The 25,865-nt window shown below is 26.5% G+C and carries 27 protein-coding genes; 24 read left to right on the plus strand and 3 right to left on the minus strand.

Features of this window, described 5'->3' with window-relative positions; all coding sequences use genetic code 11:
* Positions 1-30: 30 nt before the first annotated feature.
* The 13 genes from MBCUT_RS03210 (at position 31) to ftsY (ending at position 8,615) form a co-directional block, all read left to right on the plus strand.
* Positions 31-1,125, plus strand: coding sequence for an OBG GTPase family GTP-binding protein (locus MBCUT_RS03210; RefSeq protein WP_067258806.1), 1,095 nt, complete (start codon positions 31-33; stop codon positions 1,123-1,125).
* A gap of 147 nt (positions 1,126-1,272) precedes the next feature.
* A complete protein-coding gene (locus tag MBCUT_RS03215) occupies positions 1,273-1,899 on the plus strand; it encodes an adenylate kinase family protein (protein ID WP_067258808.1) in 627 nt (208 codons plus the stop codon).
* 291 nt (positions 1,900-2,190) lie between these two features.
* Positions 2,191-2,562 (plus strand): ribonuclease P protein component 4, encoded by a 372-nt coding sequence (locus tag MBCUT_RS03220; RefSeq protein WP_067258809.1) that lies wholly within the window; start codon positions 2,191-2,193, stop codon positions 2,560-2,562.
* Positions 2,555-2,788: a YhbY family RNA-binding protein gene (locus MBCUT_RS03225; RefSeq protein WP_067258865.1), complete on the plus strand. Its 234-nt coding sequence runs from the start codon at positions 2,555-2,557 to the stop codon at positions 2,786-2,788. The genes MBCUT_RS03220 and MBCUT_RS03225 overlap by 8 nt, the downstream gene beginning before the upstream one ends.
* Positions 2,789-2,924: 136 nt before the next feature.
* Positions 2,925-3,365 carry a 30S ribosomal protein S19e gene (locus MBCUT_RS03230; protein ID WP_067258811.1) on the plus strand — a complete coding sequence of 147 codons (441 nt, stop codon included), beginning with the start codon at positions 2,925-2,927 and terminating at the stop codon, positions 3,363-3,365.
* Between the two features lie 110 nt (positions 3,366-3,475).
* Positions 3,476-3,811 (plus strand): DNA-binding protein, encoded by a 336-nt coding sequence (locus MBCUT_RS03235; protein ID WP_067258813.1) that lies wholly within the window; start codon positions 3,476-3,478, stop codon positions 3,809-3,811.
* Between the two features lies 1 nt (position 3,812).
* Entirely contained in the window at positions 3,813-4,415 is a 603-nt protein-coding gene (locus MBCUT_RS03240; protein WP_067258816.1) for a DUF7411 family protein, read from the plus strand.
* Positions 4,416-4,891: 476 nt separating this feature from the next.
* The gene (locus MBCUT_RS03245; protein WP_067258817.1) at positions 4,892-5,047 is read left to right on the plus strand and encodes a 50S ribosomal protein L39e; all 156 of its coding nucleotides are present in this window, start codon (positions 4,892-4,894) and stop codon (positions 5,045-5,047) included.
* 11 nt (positions 5,048-5,058) lie between these two features.
* The gene (locus MBCUT_RS03250) at positions 5,059-5,304 is read left to right on the plus strand and encodes a 50S ribosomal protein L31e (protein WP_067258823.1); all 246 of its coding nucleotides are present in this window, start codon (positions 5,059-5,061) and stop codon (positions 5,302-5,304) included.
* A 73-nt stretch (positions 5,305-5,377) separates the two neighbouring features.
* On the plus strand, positions 5,378-6,049 hold the full coding sequence (locus MBCUT_RS03255) for a translation initiation factor IF-6 (protein WP_067258825.1): 672 nt from the start codon (positions 5,378-5,380) through the stop codon (positions 6,047-6,049).
* A 287-nt stretch (positions 6,050-6,336) separates the two neighbouring features.
* On the plus strand, positions 6,337-6,561 hold the full coding sequence (rpl18a, locus tag MBCUT_RS03260) for a 50S ribosomal protein L18Ae (protein ID WP_067258827.1): 225 nt from the start codon (positions 6,337-6,339) through the stop codon (positions 6,559-6,561).
* Between the two features lie 16 nt (positions 6,562-6,577).
* Positions 6,578-7,012 (plus strand): prefoldin subunit alpha, encoded by a 435-nt coding sequence (pfdA, locus tag MBCUT_RS03265; RefSeq protein ID WP_067258829.1) that lies wholly within the window; start codon positions 6,578-6,580, stop codon positions 7,010-7,012.
* Positions 7,013-7,451: 439 nt separating this feature from the next.
* Positions 7,452-8,615, plus strand: a complete 1,164-nt coding sequence (gene ftsY, locus MBCUT_RS03270; RefSeq protein ID WP_067258831.1) for a signal recognition particle-docking protein FtsY — start codon at positions 7,452-7,454, stop codon at positions 8,613-8,615.
* Between the two features lie 39 nt (positions 8,616-8,654).
* On the opposite strand, the gene dmpI is transcribed toward ftsY, so the two are convergent.
* On the minus strand, positions 8,655-8,840 hold the full coding sequence (gene dmpI, locus MBCUT_RS03275) for a 4-oxalocrotonate tautomerase DmpI (RefSeq protein ID WP_067258833.1): 186 nt from the start codon (positions 8,838-8,840) through the stop codon (positions 8,655-8,657).
* Between the two features lie 366 nt (positions 8,841-9,206).
* On the opposite strand from dmpI, the gene MBCUT_RS03280 reads away from it, so the two are divergent.
* The 4 genes from MBCUT_RS03280 (at position 9,207) to MBCUT_RS03295 (ending at position 13,852) form a co-directional block, all read left to right on the plus strand.
* Positions 9,207-9,662, plus strand: a complete 456-nt coding sequence (locus MBCUT_RS03280) for a dCTP deaminase (protein ID WP_067258835.1) — start codon at positions 9,207-9,209, stop codon at positions 9,660-9,662.
* Between the two features lie 101 nt (positions 9,663-9,763).
* Complete coding sequence (locus MBCUT_RS03285; RefSeq protein WP_067258837.1) at positions 9,764-11,464, plus strand: thiamine pyrophosphate-binding protein; 1,701 nt, start codon at positions 9,764-9,766, stop codon at positions 11,462-11,464.
* A gap of 135 nt (positions 11,465-11,599) precedes the next feature.
* Entirely contained in the window at positions 11,600-12,289 is a 690-nt protein-coding gene (locus tag MBCUT_RS03290) for a DNA alkylation repair protein (protein WP_067258839.1), read from the plus strand.
* Positions 12,290-12,655: 366 nt separating this feature from the next.
* On the plus strand, positions 12,656-13,852 hold the full coding sequence (locus tag MBCUT_RS03295; protein WP_067258841.1) for a trans-sulfuration enzyme family protein: 1,197 nt from the start codon (positions 12,656-12,658) through the stop codon (positions 13,850-13,852).
* Positions 13,853-14,164: 312 nt separating this feature from the next.
* On the opposite strand, the gene MBCUT_RS03300 is transcribed toward MBCUT_RS03295, so the two are convergent.
* Positions 14,165-16,138, minus strand: a complete 1,974-nt coding sequence (locus tag MBCUT_RS03300) for a hypothetical protein (RefSeq protein WP_067258843.1) — start codon at positions 16,136-16,138, stop codon at positions 14,165-14,167.
* A gap of 594 nt (positions 16,139-16,732) precedes the next feature.
* On the opposite strand from MBCUT_RS03300, the gene MBCUT_RS03305 reads away from it, so the two are divergent.
* From MBCUT_RS03305 to MBCUT_RS03315, 3 genes are all read left to right on the plus strand, one after another.
* A complete protein-coding gene (locus MBCUT_RS03305; protein WP_067258845.1) occupies positions 16,733-18,478 on the plus strand; it encodes a helicase C-terminal domain-containing protein in 1,746 nt (581 codons plus the stop codon).
* A 138-nt stretch (positions 18,479-18,616) separates the two neighbouring features.
* The gene (locus tag MBCUT_RS03310) at positions 18,617-18,940 is read left to right on the plus strand and encodes a hypothetical protein (protein ID WP_067258847.1); all 324 of its coding nucleotides are present in this window, start codon (positions 18,617-18,619) and stop codon (positions 18,938-18,940) included.
* Complete coding sequence (locus MBCUT_RS03315) at positions 18,937-19,314, plus strand: DUF2283 domain-containing protein (protein WP_067258849.1); 378 nt, start codon at positions 18,937-18,939, stop codon at positions 19,312-19,314. Before MBCUT_RS03310 ends, MBCUT_RS03315 begins: the two co-directional genes overlap by 4 nt.
* Before the next feature lie 728 nt (positions 19,315-20,042).
* On the opposite strand, the gene MBCUT_RS03320 is transcribed toward MBCUT_RS03315, so the two are convergent.
* Complete coding sequence (locus tag MBCUT_RS03320; RefSeq protein ID WP_067258851.1) at positions 20,043-21,185, minus strand: pyridoxal-phosphate-dependent aminotransferase family protein; 1,143 nt, start codon at positions 21,183-21,185, stop codon at positions 20,043-20,045.
* Positions 21,186-22,192: 1,007 nt separating this feature from the next.
* Here MBCUT_RS03320 and MBCUT_RS03325 point away from each other — a divergent pair.
* From MBCUT_RS03325 to MBCUT_RS03340, 4 genes are all read left to right on the plus strand, one after another.
* Positions 22,193-22,822, plus strand: coding sequence for a hypothetical protein (locus MBCUT_RS03325; RefSeq protein ID WP_067258853.1), 630 nt, complete (start codon positions 22,193-22,195; stop codon positions 22,820-22,822).
* A gap of 67 nt (positions 22,823-22,889) precedes the next feature.
* Entirely contained in the window at positions 22,890-23,420 is a 531-nt protein-coding gene (locus tag MBCUT_RS03330; RefSeq protein ID WP_157082452.1) for a hypothetical protein, read from the plus strand.
* 131 nt (positions 23,421-23,551) lie between these two features.
* Positions 23,552-24,373 (plus strand): right-handed parallel beta-helix repeat-containing protein, encoded by an 822-nt coding sequence (locus MBCUT_RS03335; protein WP_067258857.1) that lies wholly within the window; start codon positions 23,552-23,554, stop codon positions 24,371-24,373.
* Positions 24,374-24,473: 100 nt separating this feature from the next.
* Positions 24,474-25,607 (plus strand): CARDB domain-containing protein, encoded by a 1,134-nt coding sequence (locus MBCUT_RS03340; RefSeq protein WP_067258859.1) that lies wholly within the window; start codon positions 24,474-24,476, stop codon positions 25,605-25,607.
* Positions 25,608-25,865 lie beyond the last annotated feature (258 nt).

Here is a 25,865-nt window from a genome sequence, read left to right on the forward strand (position 1 = left end):
AATATTATAGTTAATATCCAAGTGAGTTTAATGGAAATCGATGATAAAATAGCGAAAATTGAAGAAGAAATCCAAAAAACACCTTATAATAAAGCTACATCTCACCATATTGGTAAGTTAAAAGCTAAAATATCAAAATTAAAGGAAGAATCTTTACAACGAAAAAGTTCTGGAACTAAGGGGAAAGGATTTCATGTTAAAAAAAGTGGAGATTCAACGGCAGTTTTGGTGGGATTTCCTTCAGTTGGAAAATCAACTCTTCTAAATGAATTAACTAATGCGGAATCTAAAGTGGGATCTTATCAATTCACAACTTTAGATATTATTCCTGGAATCATGGAATATAGGGGGGCTAAAATTCAAATATTTGATGTTCCAGGAATTATAACTGGAGCTTCTAGTGGAAAAGGAAGAGGTAAAGAAATTCTTTCAGTAGCTAGAACTGCAGATCTTATTATAATTGTTTTAGATGTTTTTAATCCCCAACATTTGGATATTATTATAAGAGAACTTCGTGATATTGGAATAAGACCAAATGAAAAAGAGCCAGATGTTACAATAAGAAGAAAAAAGCTTGGAGGGGTTAAAGTCTCTTCAACTACAGAGTTAACTCATTTAGATGAGAAAACAATAAGATCAATCATAAATGAATATGGTATGCATAATGCTGATGTTTTGATTCGTGACGATGTTACAATGGATCAGTTTATTGACAGTTTAGAATCTAATCGTGCTTATGTGCCATCCATTGTTCTTTTGAACAAAGTAGATTTAGTTGATGATAGCTATTTAAATGAATTGAGGAAAACCATTCCTGACTTCACTCCAATTTCTGCAGATAAAAAACAAAACATAGAATATTTAAAGGATCAAATATTTGAGAATTTAAATCTTATAAGAATATATTTAAAACCACAAGGTAGAAAAGCAGATTACGAAGATCCATTGATTATAAAAAAAGGAGCTAGTGTTATAGATGTCTGTGGAAAGTTACATAGGGAATTTGTAAAAAATTTCCGCCATGCTAAAATTTGGGGAAAATCTGTTAAATTTCCAGGACAAAAAACAGGACCAGACCACATTTTGGAAGATAAAGATGTTTTAAGAGTAATTCTTAAAAAATAATAGCTATCTAAAAAAGAACCATCAAATAAATTCAATTTAAATTCAATTTAAATGAATATAAATGAATTGTTAAACTTAATTGATAAGAGCTATTATTGAAGCTTAATTTTAAAGAGGTTATTAAATTTAATTGAAAGATGGAATAATATGAGTAATAAAAATTCTTCCGATAAAATAGTCTTTATAACTGGAACTCCTGGGGTTGGAAAGACTACGATGGCATTGGAGTTAATTAAAAGGTTATCTAAAAATTTTGATTCAAAGCTTATTAAAATAAATGAGTTAGCTATTGAAAATGGCTTAATTGAAGGTGAAGATTTAGAAAAAGGATATAAAATTGTCAATATAACCGAATTAAATGAAAAACTTCATGAAGTCCTTGATTCTTTTTTTAAAGCTGAAAATAACTTTCAACATGACTATAATAAGGGATCTAACGTTTTAAAGTCAAAAATAGCTATTATTGAGGGTCATCTATCTCACCTCTGTGATAAATGCGATAAAGTCATAGTTCTTAGATTAGATCCAATTATACTTAAGACCAGACTTGAATCCAGAAAATATGGGAAATCTAAGACTTATGAAAATTTAGAAGCTGAAGCATTAGGTGTTTGTTCAGTTGAATCCTTTGAAAAACATGGGGATAAGGTTAATGAAATTAACACATCGCACATGACTAAAGATAATGTATTAGACATCATTGAAGATGTTTTATTCGATAACAAATCACTTCCTATTGGTGAAATTGATTTTTTAGATTGGATATTAAGCTAATATTAAATTATTTTTTGAAATAAATTAAAATGTATTAATCTAATTACAATATATTTTATAAGTCATGAAAATTATATATTATTTAATAAGTTTATAATTAGTTTTACAATGAATTTAGGAAAAGTTTTTTATATAGAAAAAACAAAACATTGTTAATATTCTTCTTGCATTAAAAATGGCCTAGGCTAACTTTTAAGATATTGTTTTAAACTATTTAAATCTTATTAAATTTACCTTATTAATGTTACATTCTATTTTAATAGATTGTTTGCCAATTTATGGGGTCTAAAGTTGAGAAGAGGAAAAAGACCTAAGTGGATGATTGACATAGCTAAAGAACGTATGAATATTCTTTTTGCTATGGCAAAAAGCGAATACAATCTGAATCCAGAAAGATCTAATAGATATGTGTATTTGGCTCTTAAAATATCCAAAAAATATAATACAAAAATTCCTCTTAAATGGAAACGTAACTACTGTAAAAACTGTTACAAGTTTTTAAAACCAGGTACTAATTCCAGAATTAGACTTTCTAATAGTCAAGTGAATATTAAATGTATGGAATGTAATTCAACAATGCATATTCCTTACATGAATGAGAAAAAATTAAAAAGGAGAGCTAAGATTGACACTTACATTATCAAAAAAAGAAATAATGAATAAAGCTCTTCATGCTATGATAATTAACATTGGAAAAGCTGGAATCAATGAGAATGTTATTGAAGAAGTTAAACGCCAGCTTAAAGATAAAGAAATTGTTAAGCTACGCTTTGCTAAAAATGTAGCAGATGAAAAAGAATCTTATATTGATAGCATAGTTCAAGGAACAAGATCCAAACTTATTGACTTAAGGGGAAATGTTGCTATCATTTACAAGAAAAAGCATTAATAGTGACTAGATATTACTATATTACTGGTAATTAGATATCATTGCATCAGTAGTAATTAGATATCATTGCATTAATAGCTATTATTACTTATATTAACAGATAGAATGTTAAACTAAATTTATTAGGAGAATTAAGATGACAACTGTATATGATGTACCTGCAGATTTATTAATAGATCAAGTTGCAAAAGATTTTAATGAGGAAAATACTAAAATAAATCCTCCAGAATGGACAACTTTAGTTAAAACAGGAGTCCATAAAGAAAGAAAGCCAGAAAATATCGATTGGTGGTATGTAAGATGTGCTTCTATTTTAAGAAGAGTTTATATTGATGGACCAGTTGGAATAAATAGTTTAAGAAATTTTTATGGTGGAAAAAAAGACAGGGGAGTTACTCCAGAAACCTTTAGAAAAGGTAGTGGAGCTATTGTTAGAGGAGCTTTACATCAATTAGAAGATGCTGGCTATGTTCAAAAGATTGATGCAGGGAGAATTGTCACTCCTCAAGGAAAATCTTTCTTAGACAAAAATTCTGGTGCTTTAATTAAAGATATTCCTGAACTTGAAAAATATTGATGGATTTGTATTGATTTTTAAATTCATAAAATTTTCATGAGCTAAATTGAATAAAATAAATAGCTCAATTAAATTAAATAACTACTAAAATATTAATTGGGGGCCATAATATGAGTGATCTTGATGAATTGCGACGTAAAAGAATGGCAGAGTTACAGCAGCAAGCTGTAGCTTCTGAGCACCAACAGATGCAACAAATGCAAATGCAACAAGAAATGGAAGCTCAGAAAAAGCAAATCATGATGCAAATTCTGACTCCAGAAGCTCGAAGTAGGTTAGCCAATCTTAAATTGACAAAACCAGAATTTGTAGATCAAATTGAACTTCAATTGATCCAACTAGTTCAAAGTGGGAGAGTTCAAGGTAAAATAACTGATGAACAATTAAAACTTCTGCTTAAACAATTATCTGGTAATAAAAGAGAGATTAATATCACTCGAAAATAATATGAAAGCTTGTGTTCTATATAGTGGGGGAAAAGACAGTTCATTAATGGCTATTCTTCTTAAAAGAATGGGATTTGATGTGGAGCTGATAACAGCTAATTTTGGAGTTTATAAATCTCATATTCCTGCTTCAAAATCTGCAAAAGCCCTTAATTTAAAACATAATGTTTTGGAATTGAATAAAAATATCTTAAAAAATTCTGTTTCTATGATATTAGAGGATGGATTTCCTAATAATGGAATCAGTTATCTCCACAAGGAAGTCATTGAAGAATTATCCAATAAAAATATTTATTCAATCATTGCTGATGGAACTCGTAGAGATGATAAAACTCCAAAATTGAATAAAAATGAAATCAGAAGTTTAGAAGATCGAAAAAATATACAATATGTAAATTTGGATAGTTTTGGATATAAGACAATAGACACTCTCGTTTCAAAGTTCTTTGAATTAGTAAATGAAAAGAGTAATAAAGAAAATAGTTCTGATTATGAAGTTGAAATTCGTTGTTTGATAGATGCCAGTGATGGAAATTCAAATGAAATATTCCCTGAACATTATCAAACAAGGGTCATTGGCTTGAAAAATGAGAATTCTATGTAAAAATATTAATAAAATATTAAAATATTACTAAAAAATTATAACAAATTGTATATAAAACTTACAATATATAAAATATTAAATAAATAGTTAATGCAATTATATTTGTAATATAATTTAGTCAAAATGATTATTGTATAATTATAATTTATAATATAATTAATAGTATATTTATAAAAATATTACTTTATAATAATATTATCTTTTTTAATATATTATCTATTAACTTATCAAAATTACTTATTAATCTATCTTATATATTCATGTTATTCATGAACATATTCTATTACTTTATATATAATATATGGCATTACTTTATCTATGATATATGGTATTACTATATATTTTATATTACTATATTATATTAAAAAATAACCAGATTTAAGACGAATATTATAGTATGGAGAAGATTCCTATATTGAGATGATTCTTATTCATATCTTAATATTTTACAGTGATAATATTTATATGGTGTAAAGATGAGCAGAAATAAACCATTAGCTAAAAAACTAAGGCTTGCAAAAGCTAATAAACAAAACAGAAGAATCCCTATTTGGGCATATACGAAGACTAAACGTCAATTAAGATATAGGGCTAAACCAAGACATTGGAGAAGAAATAGTCTTAAAGTATAGAGTTGAGTAATATGGAAAGAACTTATACAATACCACTTAGAGATGTTAAGAAAGTACCAAGAACTATTAGAGCTTCAAAAGCTATAAGATCAGTTCAAGAATTCTTAACTAAGCACATGAAAGCAGATGAAGTTAAAATTGATGCTTCATTAAATGAAAAAATTTGGGAAAGAGGGATTCAAAAGATACCTTCAAAAATCAAAGTTAAAGCAGTAAAAGATGATGATGGAGTTGTTGAAGCAACTTTAGTTGAATAATGCTTTAGTTGAATAATAATCAATAGCTTGATTATCACTTAATAACTAATTATTATATTAATGGAAGGCAACAATGCTTAAAAGAATTAATCTCACTGGAAATCCAAATTTAGGAGTATATATTACAGTAACGGATGAAATAGCTATTGTTCCTTTTAATCTTCCTGAAATAATGGAAAATAATATTAAAGAAGCTTTAGATATTGATGTTATAAGAACTTCGATAGCTGGGAGTAATTTAGTAGGAGCTTTAGCTATTGGGAATTCTAATGGCATTATAGTTTCTCCTTTTGCCTTTGATAGAGAAATTGAATTATTAGAGTCATATGGGTTAAATATAGCTAAAATTCCAGATAAATATACTGCAGTAGGTAATATAATTGCAGCAAATGATAAAGGAGCTATAGTTAGTCCTTTACTTTCTTCTAAATCATTGAAAATAGTTGAAGAAACTTTGGACATTAGAGTTGAGAGATCTGAAATTGCAGGCTTTGATATTATTGGATCTTTAGTTGCTGTTACAAATAAAGGAGCACTTCTTCACAAAGATGCATCTTTTGCAGAACTTAAATTAGCTAAAAGTGTCTTCAAAGTTGAAGCAGAAATAGGGACTGTTGGAAGAGGAATAGCTCTTGTAGGAGCTTGCTCAATTGCTAATTCTTATGGGGCAATAGTTCCTGAATCTAGTACAGGTCCTGAAATGGCTAGAATTGAAGAAGCATTAGGTTTTCTTGAAGAAATTTAAATAAAAATAACTAATTAATAACTACTAATTTAGATAATAATTAGCTAGTAGTTACTAATTTAGATAATAAATAACTACTAATTACTAATTCAGATAATAGTAACTAATTATTACTAATTTAGATAATAAATAGCTAGTAGTTACTAATTTAGATAATAATTAACTAATAGTTACTAATTTACATAATAAATAACTAGTAACTACTAATATAGCTTAATTTAATAACCAATCATTCAATATTCAATTTACAATTATTTTATAAATTATTTTAATAACTGAGGGATAATATGAAAACAAAGATATATAGAATTCGTGGTAAGTTTGCAATGGCTGATGAAACTAAAGTATTTACTAAAGAGCTCAAGGCCACAAATGAAGAAAACATTTATGAAAGAATTTATTCTGAGTTTGGAAGTAAACATGGAATAAATAGAAATCAAATTAATATTGATGAAATTAAAGAGATTTCAGAAGATGAAATAACAGATCCTTTGATTAAAGCAATATCTTAAGTTTAAGGGTGTTAAAATGGAAGACCAGCAAAGATTAGAAGAGATGATGAATGAGCTTAATTTATATAAAAGCCAGGCGGAGATGTTACAACAACAAGTCGAAGCAGTTCAAAGCTCAATAGCTGAAGTTGAAATTTTGGAGTCTACTTTAGAAGATGTGAAAGATAAAAATTCTTTAGAAACTTTAGTGCCTGTTGGGGCTGGCTCTTTCATGAATGCTGAAATTACAAAGACTAATGAAATTATTATGAGTGTTGGTGCAGGAATAGCTATTCCTAAAACTATTGAAGAAGCTAAAGAAACTATGGCTTCTCAGAAAGAAGAGCTAAATGAAAGTTTAGATAAAATGGTTGATAATTTGCAAAAAATTAGTCAAATTGTTGCTCAGTTATCTCCACAAGCTGAAGAACTCATGAGAAAAGTTCAAAGTGGACAACAAGCACCAATTTAGATATTTTTATCAAAATTAAGTATAACAATATCAATAATAATTTTTTTCTCTCTATTTAGTATTTCATTCTTTATTTTTAGTAATTTCTAGTATTTTTATCTTAATATATTATTATTCACATTTTAATTATTATTTATATTCAAATTATTATTATTTATTATTCTCATTATAATTTCACAATGTTAATTGTTTTTATAGGCACACTTATATTAATAACTTTATTATTATTCTTATTATCCATATCATTATTATTTTTATTAATTTAAACTAATTTTAAAAAAATATAGTTAATTTTAATTAATTCAATTTTCAAATTAAGTATTATATAGTATATTTTATTAAAGATTATATCACCATAATTAGCATAATAATTTCATTAGTCATATTAAAGATTATTTTGTAATTTGTTTTCTATTAATCTTAAAAGGAAGGTAATAATTTGTTTGATTCAATAAAGAAAAAATTTGCAGATGTGAGCAGTAAAATTACTAAAAAAGTATCTGAAGAAGCTGAAGAGGAAGGAAATATCAAAGCTATTGAAGAATCTACTCAAGAAGAATCTATTGAAACTGAAGTACCTAAAACTGAAAATAAACTAGATAAAGAGTTATCATCCAATATAAAAGGAGAAAATAAACTAGATAAAGAGTTATCATCCAATATAAAAGAAGAAAATGAAATAATAAATGATGATGAAGAAAAAAATAAGGATAATAAAAAAGGAAATTCTAAGTTTCTATCATTTATCAGAGAAAAAACTATTTCAGAAAAAGATGTAAATGACATTCTTTGGGAATTAGAACTTTCTCTTTTAGAAAGTGATGTAGCTATTGATGTTGCAAATGTAGTTGTTGAATCTGTAAAAGAAGATTTGGTAGGGAAAAAAATCAGAAGAAGCAGTGATATTGAAAAGCATACTTATGAATCTCTTAAAAAAGCTGTTTCTAAAATAATTTCTATTGATGGAAAAAGTATGACTGAAATGATTGAAGAAAAGAAAGCTAAAGGAGAACCACTAGTTGTAATGTTTGTTGGAATTAATGGAACTGGAAAAACAACTACAATAGCTAAATTAGCTAGTTATTACATGAAAAAAGGTTATACTCCAGTGGTAGCAGCTTCTGATACATTTAGGGCAGGAGCTATTGAACAATTAAACCATCATACTGATAATTTAGATGTTAAAATAATTAAGCATCAGAAAGGATCTGATCCAGCGGCAGTTGCATTTGACGCAGTAGAACATGCAAAAGCAAAAAGAAAAGAATTAGTTTTAATTGATACTGCTGGAAGAATGCAAAATAATATAAATCTCATGGATGAAATGAAAAAGATTAAACGTGTATCCAAGCCGGATCTTGTTATTTTTGTAGGGGATGCTTTAACAGGTAATGATGCAGTTGAACAAGCTACCAAATTCAATGATGCTATTGATATTGATGGTGTGATCCTTACAAAAGCTGATGCTGATTCCAAAGGAGGGGCTTCTCTTTCAATTGGATATGTTATAGGAGAACCTATAATGTTTTTAGGAATGGGTCAAAGCTATGATGATTTAAAAGAATATGACTCTGATTGGATGTTAGAGCAGATATTTAGCTGATTTCTCGGATTGGATGTTAGAGCAGATATTTAGTTGATTTTATTCAATTTCACTTAATAATTGTCCTGATACACCAATATTTTCATCTTTAAGTTCTTTTATTAAAACTGTAACTGTTGATTCTGGTAAATCATAAGCTTCAGCTGTTATTTTGGTTAAAGCTTTTACATATTCTCTTTTTTTATCTAAACTTATTTTATTTGATTCAACAATAATCACTGGCATTTTTATCTCTCCAATTTTTTTATTTCCTATTTTTTATTTTCCATAATTTATATAATTTATATAATTTATATGAATTAAATATTAATATTATTAACCTAATATAATAATATAACATTTCTAAAACATTATAATAATTTTAATATTGAGAATGATTTCATGTAGTTATTATCTTAGTTAAGAATCATATTCATTAAAATGTAGTATTTTATGATATTTTTTAATATGTTAATATTGTGATAGTGTATTAATGGGGGAATATCCATAATCTCTAGAATTAACTCACTAACAACCCCATTTTCTCAAATATTACTATTCCTTGAGAATAATATCATCATTCAATTAAATTAAAAGTAGCAGTGATTAAACATGCTTGGTGAAAAAGAACTTATAAAATTGTTTCCTGATTTTAAAGAATTAGTAGAACCTTCTGGAATTGATTTGGCTCTTGATGAGATATTTGTGCAAAAATCTTCTGGTTCCCTTATTGATAATGAAAAGAATCTACCTGATCTAGAACCATTAAATGGCCCTATTTATACACTTGAATCGCAAACTGCTTATTTAGCCACTATTGATCGGAAAATTAAGATACCAAAAGGATACACGATGCTTTATAAACCAAGATCAACTCTTCTACGTTCATTTGTTTCAGTTCAAACAGCTGTTGGAGATCCTGGATTCTATGGAACTTTGATGTTTATGCTTTATAATCATGGAAAGTTTGACTATAAAATAAAAAAAGGAGATAGAATAGCTCAAGGAGTTGTTTTTGAAGTCGATGGATCTGGGGAATACAATGGTAGCTATCAAGAAGAAGAATAATTTTTCAAAAATAATAAGTTAGTAAAGCGAATAAAATAAGTTAATAATTTAATAAAGTGAATAAAATAACTTAATAAACTGAAAAATAATCAAAGATTAAAATGAATACTTCTAAAGCTTTAGTAGAGATTCTTGAAGAATCAAATATTAATTTCATATTTGGCCATCCTGGTGAACAGATATTGCCTTTTTATAAGGCTCTTAATACCTCTAAAATAAAACATATATTATGTAAAAATGAACAAGGAGCAGCAATGGCTGCAGATGCCTATGCTCGAAGTTCTGGAAATTTTGGAACTTGTTTAGCCACTGCTGGGCCAGGAGCACTGAATATGGTCATGGGAATAGCTACAGCTTTTAAAGATCATGTTCCAATGCTTGTAATAACAGGGGATGTTCCAAATAGCTTCAAAGCAAATAATACGTTTCAAGATGTTGATTTAGTATCCATTTTTGAACCTATAACTATTAAAACTTTCAATCCACATAATGGAAAAACAGCTATTTTAAATATTAAAGAGGCTATAGAAATACTAACAAAAGATCCACGTGGACCAGTTCATTTAAATCTACCTAAAGATGTTTTACTTGATGAAGATATTGGGAAATCAATTAAGAAAAAAATTAATTTTACTCCGAATTATGATTACTCTAATATCGATTTAGTTATTGAAAAATTAGAAATAGCGAAAAAACCATTAATAATTCTTGGAGCAGGAATAAGATGGTCAAAGACTTCTGAAGACATTAAGACATTACTAAATAAATATGATGTTCCAATAGCTACCACATACCATGGAAACGGAATCATCGAAAATAATAATAAATTGAATCTAGGGATGGTTGGTGTTCGTGGAACTTCAATAGCTAACTTTGTATTTAAAAATTCGGACTTAATTTTAGTCTTAGGTGCGAGCTTAAATGAAAGAACGCTGAATGTGGATAATAAGCCACTAACAGAATTATCTGATATTTTTAGAGAATATAAGTCTAAAATCATCCATGTAAATATTGATAAATCTTCACTTAAAGGGAAAATTAATGTCCATGGTGATATTAAAGAAGTTTTAAATTATTTTAAAAATAATGATGGTATTTTTAGTAATATTAGCACAGAATGGATTAATGGAATTTACAAAAATCATTTTGAAGATGAAGATAAATATGGACATAATAATAATGTTCAAATCAAAGATAAATCAATAAAGATTGGAAAAAATGATGTTGAAACTAATAAAAACCTTTTAAAACCTCAAATAGCTATTAAAACAATTTTAAATAATTATCAAAATAGTTATATAGTTAATGATGCAGGAAGCCATACCACATGGGTGACATTATTTTGGGAGCCAAATGAAGGTGGTCAACTAGTTTACTCTGGAGGTATGGCTCCTATGGGTTATGGTTTACCTGGAGCTATTGGTGTTAGTATAGCTAATCCTGAAAGGAAAGTGGGTGTTATCGTCGGCGATGGTGGAATTCAGATGAATATTCAAGAATTAGCCACTATTTTTGAATATAATTTACCAATAACCATATTTCTTCTTAACAATTCTCAACTTGGTATAATAAGACAATGGGAAAAGCTTTTCTATGATATGGATCCTTATGAAGTTAATCTTGAAAATCCTAACTTTGTAGAAATAGCTAATGCTTACCATATTGATTCAAAAAGAGTTTTTACAAAAAATGAGTTGGATATAGCTATTGATGAAATTAAAAATTATAAAAAACCATTTTTAATAGAAATATTAGTTGATGAGGAAGATATACCTTTACCTGGAAATCTCAAAAAGAAATAGTAGTAAAAATACTTTAAAATTTTATTTCAACCTTTTTTTATTTTTAATTTAAAATTTTCTTTCATTTTTATTTCAAACCTTTTTTTATTTTTAATTTGAAATTTTCTTTCATTTTTATTGATGTAGGCGCTTTATATGAATATTGGAGAGATTATAGAAAAATTCGAAGAGTTAGCTGATCCAGAACAAATTGAGGGTATGGCAAGATTTGGAATTAATCCTAAAAATACTTACGCTCTTAGAATGCCAGTAATTAAAAAAATAGCTAAAGAAGCTGGAAAAAGTCATGAATTAGCTATTAAATTATGGGAAATTGATACAAGAGAAACTAGAATCATGGCTTCTCTTGTTGACATTCCTAAAGAGGTTACTTCCAAGCAGATGGATCAATGGGTAAATGAGTTTGATTACTGGGAAATTTGTGATCAGTGTTGTATTAACCTTTTTAGAAAAACAGAATTTGCATATACTAAAGTTTTTGAATGGACTAAAAATGATAAAGAATTTGTAAAAAGAGCGGGATTTGTTCTAATAGCTGTATTGGCAGTTCATGATAAAAAAGCAGATGATGATGTATTTATAGAACTTCTACCTATTATAAAAAGAGAATCAACTGATGGGAGGAAATTAGTTAAAAAAGCTGTTAATTGGGCTTTACGTCAAATTGGAAAAAGAAACCTAAATTTAAACAAAATAGCTATTGATTTTGCAATTGAAATTGACAAAATTGATTCAAAATCAGCTCATTGGATAGCTAAAGATGTAATTAGAGAATTAACAAGTGATAAAGTTCAAAAAAGGCTAAAAATGAGAAAAAATAGATAATTCATATTTAGACTACTATTTTAATTACATTTATTATTTTCAATTGCATTTATTATTTTCATTACATTTATTATTTTCAATTAGATTTATTATTTTCAATTAGATTTATTATTTTCAATTAGATTTATTATTTTCAATTAGATTTATTGTTTTTAATAATATTCATCATTTTTTTCAAAAAATTTATAACGTTCTTATCATAATATAACTATTGTTATATTATAATAGATAAAATGATTAAGAAAAAATATATAAAAAATATATAAAAAGATTATTTTCTATTTATATTTCCTATTTATATTTTTTATTTAATTATTTCTTATTAATATACTCTAATTAATTTAAAAAAGCTTATAAGTTGTTATTATGGGAAAAATAGAGAAAAATTATGAAAAACTTAGTTTTCAAACAAGAGCTATCCATGTAGGTAATAAGATAGATAAAGAAACAAAAGCAATTAAACGTCCTATAACTATGGGGAATAGTTATGAATTGCCTTATGATCCAAGTAATTTAAATTGGAGTAGTGCTGATGGAAATCTTTACACAAGAAATGGTGGTTCTAATCAACAATATCTACAGGAACGAATTAAGTCATTAGAAAATGGTGAGGACTGTATAGTTCTTGCAAGTGGAGTTGCAGCACTATCTGGTCTATTTTTTGCTCTTCTTGAAAGTGGTGATCATGTAATATTTTCAAATGTCACATATATTGCAACGTATCGTTTACTCAATGAATTATTCAATAAAAAATTCAATGTTCAAACAACAATCGTAGATACTTCTGATTCTAAAGCAGTAAAAGATGCAATTCGTCCCAATACAAAACTGATTCACATTGAAACTCCAGGAAATCCAACTCTCTCTATTTCTAGCATAAGAGAAATAGCTAAAATAGCACATGAAAATGATGCATTACTCTCTGTTGATAATACATTAGCTTCTCCATTTAATCAACGCCCTTTAGAATTAGGGGCAGATTTTTCGATTGAAAGTCTCACAAAATATATAAATGGTCATGGAGATTCTATGGGAGGATCAATCACAGGTAAAAAGAAATATTTAGACATTATTCGTCAACAATCACAGGTTAATCTTGGTGCTGCAATTAGTCCATTTAATGCTTGGTTAATAATGAGAGGGTGCGTAACTTTACCACTTAGGATGAAACAACATAACGAAAATGCATTAAGAATTGCTAAATTTTTGGAAAGTCTTCCAATTGTTAGTTTTGTTTCATATCCTGGATTAAAAAGCCATAAAAATCATGAAATAGCTAATTCACAAATGGTGCCTGGCTTTGGTGGCGTTCTTTCATTTGGTCTTAATACCAACCACGAAACACATAATAAATTTGTTAGTAATCTAAATTTAATCACATCTGCAGTTTCACTAGGACATGATGAAAGTTTAATAGTTTTTATCGGTGAAAATGATGAAAGACAGTATTTATATTTTGAAGAATTTCATAATGGCTTTTTCAGACTTAGTGTAGGAATAGAAGATGCTGATGATATAATCGAAGATATCAAACAAGCCTTAAAAAAGATAGGTTTATTATAATTCATGAATAACTTAGCTATTTATAGTTAAGATGCAATGTTCACCTTTAATAGTTTTTTAAACTGTTTTAGAAAAGATTCAATTTTTAATAATTTAAATATAGTTATGGAGATTGAGTTTGAAAATGATAATTTTAGTATAGATACCTAAAATATATCTAATAGATAATAACTATATAAATAAATTATCTAAAATATATATTTTTAATATTTCTAGTTTTTAATTCTTAACTCTATTATTATATCCATATTATATATTTTTAATATTTCTAATTTTTAATTCTTAATTCTATTATTATATCCATATTTTTAATTATAATGAATCAAGGCCGTTTCTGATTATTAAAATATTTTTTCTCCATTTATTTATAAATTTTCTTATGATATTGTATTGATCTTCAATTTTTTTATTTTTAAGATCTTGTAAGGTATCGTTCATTCCTTTTAAACTATTTAGATTGTCTAAAGATATATTGATCTCATAAGTAAGGTATTTAGTTAGTTGACGAAATCTAAACAAAAGTTTTTTATCATTTTCTTCTTCTATGAGTGAATTCAACAAAATTGCAAGTTTTATATTAACTTCAAAAGGTTTTAAAATCTCTTTTCTAAACATACTATAGTACTGAGTCCAATCATCTAAAAAATCACTTGTAGATATTATAAATTCATCATATTCTGATTCTTCTTTATTTATATTTTTAACTACATCTTCTTTTAATTCTCCACTTAATTCATCAGGATTATCAATATCTTCTTTTAATTCTTCACTTAATTCATCAGGATTATCAATATCTTCTTCTTTTTCTTCCCATTCTGAATTGTAAAAATCATCCACTATCTTTTTATTTATTAATTCACTGTAATACGCAGTGAACAACTCTAATTTTTCATTTAAATCAAAGAAAAAAGAAGTTAAATATAAAAAATAGCTATTTATTGAAGGCATTTTTAATTCTTTTTTCATTTTTTCTATTATTTTATGAATCTCTGAGTTTTCATTATCCTTCATATAGAGAATAAATGAGAATCTTCTAAGAGAATTTTTATAATCGAATTCTTCAAAAAGTTTAAAATCATCTAATTCTTTATATCCCAATTTTTCATCATCTGATTGTCCATATTCTAATTTTTTATCCTTTAATTCTTCATATATAACTTTTTCATCATTGGACTGTTTATCTTCTAATTTATCATCCTCTGATTTTTCATTAGCATTTTTAATAATATCTAAATAATTATTTTGGTTCATTTCATTTTTTAATTCATTATTATCTAAAAAAGCATTATTACTTAAATACTCTTCAATTTCATTTATTATCTTTTCAGCTTCCTTTTTCCTAAGATATAATTCTGTCAAGTCATGAACTGCTGATTTACACTCTTTATTTGTTAAATGTATGAAACCTTCTTCTATAAGATAAATGGCAGTATCTTCTAAGGAATTCTTTCCAAAACCTTCAACATATTCTTTTAGAGGGTATTCATTTTCTTCAAATAGCTCAGAAATAGCATCTTGTTCTATTTTTTTAGGTTTAAAATTATAAAGATATTTACCTATAGATGTAAGTAGCACGAAAATTGAGGATAAATTTTCATTGATTAGTGGAGTGTAATGATCGAATAATCTAGTTCTCTTGGCAGTTCTTTTTTCTTGATATATTATATCAGTTAGCTGTTTTTTAATAAGTTTATAAAATTCCTCAGAATCATAATAGCTAGTATATTTGTATCCTTCTGATTTTAAAGATTTTTTAAACCCATGCACTGTTTTTAGAGGATTTTGATTATAATTTTCAAATAAGCTATTTTCTCTATTTGAAAAATAGAAGAATGATTTCTCTTTTTCTTTATCAAAACTTTTGAATTCTCTAATTAAATCATATTCATCATCTTGCAGTGATTTTCTTGCAATTAATATGTATATATTAGAATAATTTTCAATTAATGAATATTCAATACCTTTTATTTTGAAGCAACCTTCTTTAAATTGATAATCACATGCTTCATATTTATCAAAAAGTACATCGGAGATGGATATGGGACTTAAGTTCTCAAGCTCTTTTATTTTCTTTTCAGATTTTTCTTCTTTTAATATCAGCTGTGATATAAAATCTTTTGCATAGCTATTTCCAATTATTTTAAATAAAACTAATTTTTCAGGTTTAATTCTAGAATTTAATTCAATTATAGCTTTTATAAATTCTAATAGCTCATTTTTAGTATTAGGTAATGTTGAAATAAAAATATTTATTATTTTCACATCTGCTTGGCTTTTATAGATCATAAATATTCACACAGCTCTTTACATAATTCAATATCATTAGTTTAATTGTTTCATTGTCCATAGAAATTATAGTAATTAGTTTCTATTTTTTAATTTATAAACATTTTTTAAAGTATTTACTATTTTTTTAAAACATATTTAAAATGGTCATTGATTGATATTTTAGTATTTTTGTAGTGTTAGTATTTCTAATATTTTTGTATTTTTAGTATCTTTAATATTTTTAATATTTTTCTAGCTTTATACTTTAATATACTTATAATAAAAGATTATTTTTCAAGTGCTCTATGAAAATCAGTTAATATTAGTTTAGCTTAAATTGAATAATATGATAACTAAAGTATCATCACTAAAATATGATAACTAAAATGTTATTATTATAACTTATTTCTATTATTTTCATTGAAATAGAGGGGTTACTAAATACTATTAATAATATCAATACTATCAATATTATCAATAATATTAATACTATTAATAATCATAATAGAAATCTGTGGATAATATGACGATTTAAGGGTTTTTAAATAATATACGGATAATATTTAGATATTAAATCATTTTAACATGAAATGCTTATTTGGGGTATGAAGGTTGAATTTAGATATAACTAAGGACGAATTTGATAAGATAGGATATAACCATAATAAAACTAATAGCTTAACAAACTATAAAAATATTCCAAATGAGATCATTGAAAATTTCCCTTTTACTGAACCAAGAAAAGGGCAATTGGAAATAATTTCAGAGATATATCACGCTATAGAAAAAGGATATAAATATATTGTTTTAGAAGCTGGAACAGGAACAGGGAAATCAGTTATAGCTGCTACCTTAGCAAAAATGTACAACTCAACATTTATTTTAACCATGACTAAACAGCTTCAAGAACAGTATTTAAATGATTTTAAAGACCATAATTTTCATGTAATAAAAGGAAGGAATAATTTCAAGTGCATGGAAAAATCATTATATTCTAACTCATATCAAGAAAAATCAAGTTGCAATAATGGAACTTGTCTTGAAAGATATGATTTTAAATGTAAATATGGGTTATCAAACATCGATTCGGCTGATGTTTATGGATTAGAACATGCTTTCAAGTCTTATTATTGGAAAGATGATGTTCATTGCAAATATTGGAGTCAAAAAGCAGAAGGTATAAATTCAGATCTTGTAATAATGAATTATGATTATGCATTGTATGAATTTAATTATCCTCATGATTTTGCAAAAAGGAATCTATTAATCCTTGATGAAGCACATAACATTGAAAAAAAGATAATGGGCTTTGTTGAGCTAGAATTAATAAAAGAAGACTTAGAAAACGAAATAAAATTAAAAATAGCTGATGATGAAATAAAACATATGGAAAAAGAAGGATATGTTTCATGGATAAGCTTTGTAAAATATATAAAAAGAAGATATAACAAAGAATCTAAAAAATTCATAAAAAAAATATCTAAAAAGAAAGATAATGAAACTGAAGCAATAATACGAAAATTAAAAGATGAAATTGACAAATTTAACAGATTCATAAATTATATTGAAAAAGACCCTAAAAATTGGATAATGATTCATGAAAAAGATTCTATATTCTTTAAGCCACTGAAAATTCATGAGTATGCTAAAGATTATCTTTTAAATTACGGAGATATTTGTTTATTCATGAGTGCGACAATTTTAGATTATGAAAAATTTGCAGAGTGGCTAGGTCTTAATAAAAAAGAGGTTTATCATTTAAAAGTTGAAACTCCATTTTCAGTTTCAAAACGACCCATTGAATCAAATAAAACTGTTGACATGACTTATAGAAAATTAAAAAAAAATGCTCCAGAAACATTAGATATTATATCAGAAATCCTAAATAAACACAAAAATGATAAAGGATTGATTCACACTGTAAGTTATAAATGTAAAGATTATTTAATAAAAAATTTAAATAATTCTCGTTTAATAACTCATGATGCAGACAATAGATTTGAAATTTTAAATAAATTTGAGAAAAGTAAGAAGCCATTGGTGCTTTTGAGTCCTTCTATGAATGAAGGAGTGAATCTTCCTTATGATAAATGTAGATTTCAAATTATTTATAAGCTTCCTTTTCCAAGTACAAGTGATAAACAAGTAAGTATGAGGATAAAAAGTGATAGACATTGGTACCCATATCAAACAATAATGAATTTAGTACAAGCATATGGCAGAGGAATGAGGGCTGAAGATGATTATTGCCAAACTTATATAATTGACAGTCGTTTGAAATTTTATGCAGAAAAAAGTCCATTATATAGGCGACTAGTACCTAAATTCTTCAAAGAAGCTATTGCTGAAAGGGAATAAGATAATTGAAATTTATTAGTTGAATGATTTTTCATAATTCACACAAGCATAAAGAATGAATTATAATGAAAAGTTTTATATAAAAAATTAAACATATAACTAATAATGTTATAATAGGTTATTCTTGGAGAAAATCACATGACTACTCGATTTGATGAAAGTACTATAGTTGATTATTTAAATAACTTCAAGAAAGAACATATAAGACGAAATCATAAGTATAATGATAAAATCAAAAAGAGAAAAATCTCTCATGAAGAAATTGTTAAATTTTTAACTGAAGAAGAACCTCTTCTTATTGAGCAACAAGAATCTAAAAAATTTGCTTTATTTTATGATTATAATACTAACTACATTATTAAGATTATAATTGTTCTAAAAGATAAATTTATAAATCTTCCAACTGCACATCCAATAAAAAAAGGCAGCTTTGAAAATATTAAAGAGGGAAAAGAAAAATGAAAAAAAAGGTAATGGAAGTAGATTATGATTATGAAAATGATATTCTATTTGCTTTTTTAGATGACGAATATTATAAAGACTTTGAATACTCAGAATTTTTAGATAGTTCAGTAAGCATAGACTTTGACAAAAAATCTATCCCTATTGGTATTGAAATATCAAATGCATCTAAAAAATTCAATACAAAAAAACAATACCTAAATGATATACTGAGTGGAGCATTATATATTTCAATTCATGAAAAAAAAATTGAATTAAATGTCAACTTATTTGTAATAATCCATAACAAGCCTACTTCTTTAAATCCAATTGATTTAGTTGAAGATAACATTTTAAACATGCCTAACATTGAAACTTCAATGGCAATAGCCTAAAAAATAAAAAATCTCAATATCACAAACTAATAAAGGCTATAACTTTGAGGAGTTAAAATATCACTTTTAATCTTTTTTTAATTAGATTCTACTTAATGTAAATTGGCGTATGACTTAAGTTAGCTATATTAATTATAATTGGCTTTTTATTTTTATTCTATTGTTTTTAATCTTTGTGTTATTCATTATTCAGAATAACATTTTCATAGTAGTCGCTTATTGATCTTTCAATAGCTAGTTGTGGGTCAGCTATTTCATTAAGTCTTCTAGGACCTATTTTTGCAAATCATATTTTTAATTGTTCTATATTAGGTTATGGTATTGATTGAATTATTCTTAATATTCAATCAGTCTCAGCTACATCTGTTAATTGCATTTTTTTATCTTTTGCATGAGAATTTTAAGCGGTTACAATTTGTAACCAGTTTATTTCCTTCATTCAAAGGCTTTTTCAGCACTTTCCAATAATTTCTAGGATATTCACTTTCACTAAGCACATCTATAACAGCTATGACTTAAAAAACCATTCTTCTTTATTTGAATTTAAAAAAGAAATAAGATAAGTGTTTGGATTTAAGAGTAAATGGGGGAAAATGAGATAAGTATTTGGGTTTAAGAGTAAATGGGGGAAAATGAGATAAGTGTTTGGATTTAAGAGTAAAATGAGGAAAGAAATAAGATAAATATTTGAATTTAAAAATAAAAAGAATAAAATAAATAAAAAAAGTTTAGATATAAGATTCACTAACTGCAGATACTCCTGCACCCATGTCTATATCAAAACCTAATTTCTTTAATGTCATTCCTAATGCAGAGAATGTAATAGCTAATTCTTTATAAGTTATATTACCCATGTGTCCAATTCTAAAGATGTTTCCTTTTAAATGATCTTGTCCACCAGCTAATTCTACTTTATATTCATTTCGCATGGTTCCTCTAAGTTGTTTATCTGTCACACCTTCAGGCATTTTAATTGCAGTTACAGTTGCAGAGGAAACTTCTTCTTTAGGGAACAATTCTAATCCTAAAGCTTTAGCTGCATTTCTTGTGGCTTCAGCTGCGGTTTCATGTCTATTTATTCTTTTTTCAAGTCCTTCCTCTTTAATGACTTGTAATGCTTCAAATAATCCGTAGATTAACGTGACTGAAGGAGTATAAGGTGTTTCTGGAGGAGTTCCAGCTCCACTCTTTCTGTATTTCTTTAAATCAAGATAATATGTATTAGAATCAACGGAATCAATGACTTTCCATGCATCATCACTTAAAGTAATAGCAGCCATTCCTGGTGGAGCAGCTAAACATTTTTGTGAACCAGTGAAACAGATATCAATTCCATCTTTGTCAACATCAACACGGTCTCCCCCAAGAGATGATACAGTGTCTGCAACATACAATGCATCATAGTTCCGTAGCAATTTACCAATTTCATCAATTGGTGCAGCTACTCCTGTTGAAGTTTCATTGTGAACTACAGTTACAGCTTTTATGTCTTCATTTTCATCTAAGACTTCTTTAATTTCTTGAGGTTTTACTGCATCTCCCCATTCAATAGCTAATTCCACACTTTCTCCGCCATGGGCTTTAACTATATCTCTAAGCCTTTCACCAAATTTACCCCCAACAACATTCAATACTTTTTCACCAGGGCGTATGATGTTAGCTATAGATGCTTCCATAGCAGCAGTACCAGAACCAGTTAGTAAATAAGATTTATTTTGAGTTTTAAACACGTCTGACATTAATTCTGTAGTTTCTGTATATATTTCACCAAATATAGCACTTCTATGGTTAACAACATCTTTAGATATAGCTCTTAATACTCTTGGAGCTACCGTTGTCGGTCCAGGAAGCATCAATAATGTTTGATCCATTTTTAATATTCCTCCAATTTAAAGATTTAAAGCATTTTTCTATTATTTATGACATTCTTCAACTTTATTTAAATATTAATCATTTAAATAATTTATCAATGATTTCAATATTCTCAGATTTTTTAACTTTAAATTATACTTCTACTTTAAAGATTTCTTATTTTTAAAAATATTTGATTTTTATAAGCTTAAAAACGAAATTTTTATTTTTCATGAAATTTTTTTTACTTTTATAATTTAAAAATCTTTGATTATTAATATTTTATTAGCAAGTATTTTTAAAGTTATTACAAATTTTTAATTTGTATATTTAAAAGCTTTACTATAGGTTATTTTCATTTAATATTTTAATTTTAATTTTTATTACTAGGAATTTTAATTTTTTTATTTTATTTCTACTCTATTTCATTTTTTAAGGTAGAAACAGCTTTATATATTTTAATGGTTAATTAAAAAGCATTTTATTTATATATTTGACTTCTTTGTCAATTTTTAAAATAATGATTTCATGAGGTTTAATTATATAATCAATTAAGAATATTATAATTAAGAATATTATTCTATATTTTCCTTTTCTTTTTCTACAATATCATTTTAAAATAATAATATTTTTTAATTTTTTCAATACCTTTCCATATTGTCTGTAAGGTTTTAGTATTTTTTTAGATAATTTTTTAGGGAATTTTAAGAAATTAATCCTATATTATTTTGTATAAGTTATATCTATGGGGTTTCAATATTGTTTAATGAATTCATGATTATTTTCCACTTTTATAATCATATTATTTTCATAGTTTATTTCATTCTTTAAGGTAGAAACAGTTTTATATATTTATTTATAAGTGGGGGGGGGGGGTATAGTTTGTTTTAGTGGCAATTATGAGCGTATAGCCTTTCAAAAGCTTTATATGGTCTTTTAAATAAACGCATAACTATATAAAAATTAATTATTAGTCATGATTTATTTTAAGGGCATAATTAGCCTTGTGATAGTGGAAGGTGTGAAAATGGATTTAAGAGATTATACTAAATTAGGAATTGGTGCTGGTGTATTAGGGACTATACTTAATTTAGGTAACTTTGTAACGGGTTTACTTAAAGATGTTTTGAATATTTATGCATTGATCTTGTTGGTTATTATTGGTGCCTTAATTATAATTCTCATACATTACATGAACAGTTCAGATGAATCTAAGGACATTAATAAAGTGGGTATTGGACTTGTAATAGCCTTATTGCTAGTTTCAGGCATTTGTTTTGGATTTACTTTAGTTAATAATGATTTACAAAGTAATCCTTCTGGTCCAATTAGTGGTTCAGATGAAGGAAATAATAATAATTCGGTAATTAATACTACTGATTCAAAAGAAAATTATCCATCAGATTATAAGATTGTAATTGATTATGATGGTCCTTATACTTCTGGATATGGAACTGAATTTACTAACGATGATTTTACAACTAGTGGGCGAAAACAGATTGATGTAGGTCAAACATCTCATATTGATGTTGGTGCTAAAAAGTCTGATGGAAGTAATGAACAGCTTACTCTTTCAATCCTTAAAGGAGATAAAGTAGTTGAAACGAAATCAACTACAGATCCATATGGAGAAGTTATTATTAATTTTAAAGAATGAAAAATTAATCATTAGGGGAGAGAATATCATATAATGATCGATCTTTAAAATATTGGGAGTAATTGGTATGGGAGTATTGGATAAATCTGGAAAATATATTAATCTATTATCTTCTTTATTTACTATCCTCATGGCGTTAGTAACTGTTTATAATCTGATTAATAGTTTATTTAATATAATTGAATTTATATTATTGATTTCTATCCTGTTCATATGTATTTTCCTTACTATATTCATAAGAAATAAAAATCTATGTTTACGTGATAAATCAATTATCTTGCTTTCAATAGCTATGATAGCTATTTTATCTAGTACAGTTGGATATGCAGCATATTATTACCAAGATTACAAGATTGTGGTTGATTATAATGGTTCATATACTATGGGTTATGGTTCTGATTTTACTCATGATGATACAAGCAGTAGTGGACATAAAGAATTTAATCTCAATCAGTCCTCCTATATTAATGTTGGTGCTAAAAAGTCTGATGGGAGTGATGGAAAGTTAAATCTTTCGATAATGAGGGGAAATAGGGTTATTGAAAAGGAATCAACTACAGACCCATATGGGGAAGTTATTATTCATTTTAAAGAATAGCTATTTAACTATTTAACTATTTAGCCATTTAACTATTCTTTAGAAGATTAATTAAATCTTTTATTTAGACTAATCATGATTTATTACAATTATCTAAAAATTATTTATCGATATATATTTTGGTGAGTTGAATGTATTTAAAAATCAATTTTAAAAGTATAGGATTTGTATTTTTCTTATTAGTGTTAGCTATTGGAATATCTTATTTTGTTACAAGTGTTGATGCGAAAACAATAGATATAACTACCAATTCCACAACTAATGAAATTAATAGTTTCTTTAATAAGGGAGAAGTAATTGGAAATCAAAAGTTAAGAAATGGTGATACTGTCATATTTCATAAAGGAGACTATGATAATCTACGTTTAAATATTAAAAAAAGAATCACTCTAAAATCTAAAGGTAGTGTATATTTTGGTGGCTACAGGGGAAGTAAGATTATTATAGGAAGCAATGTTAAAGTTAAGGGGTTTAAATCAGATTCCTATAGTTTAACAATGGTTTTAAAAGGCAATAATAATGAATTATCTCGCAGTATTATTAATTGTGAAGTGTTAATAAAAGGATCTAAAAATAAATTATACAAGAATTCAATAACCAATGTAATTATTCAGGGTGGAAAAAACTATTTAAAAGGAAATAAAATAAGTTCAAGGTCTATGGATTATGGTGTATATATATTAGGCTCTAAAAATAGGATTTATAATAACTATATACATGATTCAAATGATGGGATATGTCTAAAAAAAGGATTTAGTAATGTGATTAAAGGCAATGTCTTAAGTAGTAATTATTGGAACGGAATTTACATAATTGGAAGCAATAATAACAAAATAACTAAAAATAAACTCAAGTACAATAATTGCGGAATTTATTATAGATATGGTTATGGGAATAATATCTTTAAAAATCATTTTTACAGAAATAAGATAAGAACACAGAGTTTTTACTAATTTATTTAGTGATAGGGGAGTATTTAATGTTTAATATAATAAATGAAAAGAAAACATTCTTTTTATTGTTAACAGGGTAATAGCTATTTTAACTATTAGTATGGTTGGTGGTGTTAGTGCAGCTGATAAAACAATAACTAATACTACAGATGGTGGTTTGAAAACAGCTATTGATGGTATGGCTTCTGGTGATAGGATAACATTGGATAATGGTGTTTATTCTGGTGTGAATAATAGGGGAATTGTCATTGATAAGGATTTAACTATTGTTGGTAAATCTAAAGATAAAGTTATTATTGATGCTCAGAAAAAAGATAGGATTTTTACCATTGAGTCTGGTTCATTGACATTAATTAACTTAACAATAATTAATGGTTATAGCCAAGCATTTGAATCTGGTGGAGCTATTTCTAATGGTGGGAATCTTAATATAAGTGGTTGTACTTTTAGTAGTAATCAAGCATTTGAATCTGGTGGAGCTATTTCTAATGGTGGGAATCTTAATATAAGTGGTTGTACTTTTAGTAGTAATCAAACGTCATGGGATGGTGGAGCTATTTCTAATGGTGGGAATCTTAATATAAGTGGTTGTACTTTTAGTAGTAATCAAGCATTTGAATCTGGTGGAGCTATTTCTAATGATGGGAATCTCAGTATAAGTGGTTCTACTTTCAATAGTAATCGAGCAAAACTTGACGGTGGAGGAGCTATTTTTAATGATGGGAATCTTACTATAAGTGGTTCTACTTTCAATAGTAATCGAGCAAAACTTGACGGTGGAGCTATTTGTAGTTTTAAGGGTATTCTTAGACTTAATTCAGTTACTTTCAAAAATAATATAGTGGGTAATAAATATAATGCAATAGGTTTATGGTTTGGAGCTAAAGTTTATAAAACTAAAGTAACAATAACTCCTGCTGAATGGAGTAATATTCCTTCTTCAACTAAAAAACCAGATCTTAAAATATCTAAAATCAAAAAGAGTGGTAATTATAGGTATGTTTATATTAAAAATATTGGTAAGGCTGCAGCGGGTAAATCTTATCTTGGTGTTTATGTTGGTAAGAAGAAGGTAAAAACTGTTAAAGTGGGTTTTATTAAAGCTGGAAAATACTTGAAAGTTAAAGTTTTGATAGCTAAAAAGTATAAAAATAAGCAAAAAGTCTTTAAAGTGGATATTAAAAATGTTGTGAAGGAAAGTAATGAGAAAAATAATTCTCTTAAAGCTAAATAGCTAATGAGTAATTTGGATTTTTTTTCATTTTCTTTTTTTTTATGGATAATCATTTAATTATCATTTTTTAATTTTGTTGTTTATTTTTATTCTGCTTTTTGCATGCTTTTATCATTTTTCATTATTATTTATATTTTTTAATTTTAGTTTTCTTATTTTATTTCTATTCTAGTTCATTTTTTAAGATAAGAACAGTTTCATATATTTATTTATAATTGGGGGGGGGGGGGTATAGTTTGTTTTAGTGGTAATTATGAG

Origin of the sequence: Methanobrevibacter cuticularis (assembly GCF_001639285.1) — an archaeon.
In the GTDB taxonomy this organism is placed as follows: Archaea; Methanobacteriota; Methanobacteria; order Methanobacteriales; family Methanobacteriaceae; genus Methanobaculum; species Methanobaculum cuticulare.